At 49.1% G+C, this 3319-nt stretch carries 1 tRNA gene and 2 rRNA genes (1 of these 3 cut by a window edge); all 3 read left to right on the top strand.

The window, feature by feature from the left end:
* Nucleotides 1-90: ribosomal RNA gene (locus tag NF418_RS10180) — 16S ribosomal RNA — on the top strand; it begins 1555 nt to the left of the window's first position.
* 52 nt (nt 91-142) lie between these two features.
* Nucleotides 143-215, top strand: a tRNA-Ala gene (locus NF418_RS10175).
* Nucleotides 216-381: 166 nt separating this feature from the next.
* A 23S ribosomal RNA gene (locus NF418_RS10170) occupies nt 382-3284 on the top strand.
* Together the 16S and 23S rRNA genes with 1 tRNA gene alongside form the textbook arrangement of a ribosomal RNA operon.
* Nucleotides 3285-3319 lie beyond the last annotated feature (35 nt).

Below are 3319 nucleotides of genomic sequence, written 5' to 3'. Positions count from 1 at the left end.
AGGAGCCAGCCGCCTAAGGTGGGATAGATGATTGGGGTGAAGTCGTAACAAGGTAGCCGTATCGGAAGGTGCGGCTGGATCACCTCCTTTCTAAGGAAATGGAACCTGTACGTCAGTCTTCTTTAATTTTGAGAGGTCTTGTGGGGCCTTAGCTCAGCTGGGAGAGCGCCTGCTTTGCACGCAGGAGGTCAGCGGTTCGATCCCGCTAGGCTCCATTAACAACGGAAGTTGTTAAGATTTTGTCCATTGAAAATTGAATATCTATCAAACATTCCTGATGTATCTGAAAGGATACATTGAGAAATAGTAACAAGAAAATAAACCGAAAACGCTGTGAATATTTAATGAGTTTTCTAATTTTTGAAAAAATTAGGTTAATAAGGTTAAGTTAATAAGGGCGCACGGTGGATGCCTTGGCACTAGAAGCCGATGAAGGACGTGACTAACGACGAAATGCCTTGGGGAGCTGTAAGTAAGCAATGATCCAGGGATGTCCGAATGGGGGAACCCGGCAGGTAATGCCTGTCACTCACTACTGTTAAGGTAGTGTAGAGGAAGACGCAGTGAACTGAAACATCTAAGTAGCTGCAGGAAGAGAAAGCAAAAGCGATTGCCTTAGTAGCGGCGAGCGAAACGGCAGGAGGGCAAACCGAAGAGTTTACTCTTCGGGGTTGTAGGACTGCAATGTGGACTTAAAGAGTATAGAAGAACTACCTGGGAAGGTAGGCCAAAGAGAGTAATAGCCTCGTATTTGAAATAGTCTTTATACCTAGCAGTATCCTGAGTACGGCGAGACACGCGAAATCTCGTCGGAATCCGGGAGGACCATCTCCCAACCCTAAATACTCTCTAGTGACCGATAGTGAACCAGTACCGTGAGGGAAAGGTGAAAAGTACCCCGGAAGGGGAGTGAAATAGAACCTGAAACCGTGTGCCTACAACAAGTTCGAGCCCGTTAATGGGTGAGAGCGTGCCTTTTGTAGAATGAACCGGCGAGTTACGATATGATGCGAGGTTAAGTTGAAGAGACGGAGCCGTAGGGAAACCGAGTCTGAATAGGGCGCCTTAGTATTATGTCGTAGACCCGAAACCATGTGACCTACCCATGAGCAGGTTGAAGGTGCGGTAAGACGCACTGGAGGACCGAACCAGGGCACGTTGAAAAGTGCTTGGATGACTTGTGGGTAGCGGAGAAATTCCAAACGAACTTGGAGATAGCTGGTTCTCTCCGAAATAGCTTTAGGGCTAGCGTCGACATTAAGAATCTTGGAGGTAGAGCACTGTTTGGATGAGGGGGCCATCTCGGTTTACTGATTTCAGATAAACTCCGAATGCCAAAGATTTATGGTCGGCAGTCAGACTGCGAGTGCTAAGATCCGTAGTCGAAAGGGAAACAGCCCAGACCACCAGCTAAGGTCCCAAAATAATTGTTAAGTGGAAAAGGATGTGGGGTTGCACAGACAACTAGGATGTTAGCTTAGAAGCAGCTATTCATTCAAAGAGTGCGTAATAGCTCACTAGTCGAGTGACCCTGCGCCGAAAATGTACCGGGGCTAAAACAATTTACCGAAGCTGTGGATAACACTTAGGTGTTATGGTAGGAGAGCGTTCTATGTGTGAAGAAGGTATACCGTGAGGAGTGCTGGAACGCATAGAAGTGAGAATGCCGGTATGAGTAGCGAAAGATGGGTGAGAATCCCATCCACCGTAAGACTAAGGTTTCCAGGGGAAGGCTCGTCCGCCCTGGGTTAGTCGGGACCTAAGGAGAGACCGAAAGGTGTATCCGATGGACAACAGGTTGATATTCCTGTACTAGAGTATGAAGTGATGGAGGGACGCAGTAGGCTAACTAAAGCGGGCGATTGGAAGTGCCCGTCTAAGCAGTGAGGTGTGATATGAGTCAAATGCTTGTATCTCTAACATTGAGTTGTGATGGGGAGCGAAGTTTAGTAGCGAAGTTAGTGACGTCACACTGCCGAGAAAATCTTCTAGCGTTGTATCATACTCTACCCGTACCGCAAACCGACACAGGTAGTCGAGGCGAGTAGCCTCAGGTGAGCGAGAGAACTCTCGTTAAGGAACTCGGCAAAATGACCCCGTAACTTCGGGAGAAGGGGTGCTCAGTTTAACTGAGCCGCAGTGAATAGGCCCAAGCAACTGTTTATCAAAAACACAGCTCTCTGCTAAATCGTAAGATGATGTATAGGGGGTGACGCCTGCCCGGTGCTGGAAGGTTAAGAGGAGGGTTTAGCGCAAGCGAAGATCTGAATTGAAGCCCCAGTAAACGGCGGCCGTAACTATAACGGTCCTAAGGTAGCGAAATTCCTTGTCGGGTAAGTTCCGACCCGCACGAAAGGCGTAATGATTTGGGCACTGTCTCAACGAGAGACTCGGTGAAATTTTAGTACCTGTGAAGATGCAGGTTACCCGCGACAGGACGGAAAGACCCCATGGAGCTTTACTGCAGTTTGATATTGAGTATCTGTACCACATGTACAGGATAGGTAGGAGCCTATGAAGTCGGGACGCCAGTTTCGACAGAGGCGCTGTTGGGATACTACCCTTGTGTTATGGCTACTCTAACCCAGATAGGTTATCCCTATCGGAGACAGTGTCTGACGGGCAGTTTGACTGGGGCGGTCGCCTCCTAAAAGGTAACGGAGGCGCCCAAAGGTTCCCTCAGAATGGTTGGAAATCATTCGCAGAGTGTAAAGGTATAAGGGAGCTTGACTGCGAGAGCTACAACTCGAGCAGGGACGAAAGTCGGGCTTAGTGATCCGGTGGTTCCGCATGGAAGGGCCATCGCTCAACGGATAAAAGCTACCCTGGGGATAACAGGCTTATCTCCCCCAAGAGTTCACATCGACGGGGAGGTTTGGCACCTCGATGTCGGCTCGTCGCATCCTGGGGCTGTAGTCGGTCCCAAGGGTTGGGCTGTTCGCCCATTAAAGCGGCACGCGAGCTGGGTTCAGAACGTCGTGAGACAGTTCGGTCCCTATCCGTCGCGGGCGTAGGAAATTTGAGAGGATCTGCTCCTAGTACGAGAGGACCAGAGTGGACTTACCGCTGGTGTACCAGTTGTCTTGCCAAAGGCATCGCTGGGTAGCTATGTAGGGAAGGGATAAACGCTGAAAGCATCTAAGTGTGAAACCCACCTCAAGATGAGATTTCCCATAACTTTATGTTAGTAAGAGCCCTGAGAGATGATCAGGTAGATAGGTTGGAAGTGGAAGTGTGGCGACACATGTAGCGGACCAATACTAATCGCTCGAGGACTTATCCAAAGAAATAAACTAGAGTCAATATTGACAAGCGATCG

The sequence above is a fragment of the Streptococcus suis genome (assembly GCF_024509555.1).
Lineage (GTDB): Bacteria > Bacillota > Bacilli > Lactobacillales > Streptococcaceae > Streptococcus > Streptococcus suis_AD.
This window is presented reverse-complemented; position numbering and strand designations above follow the sequence as displayed.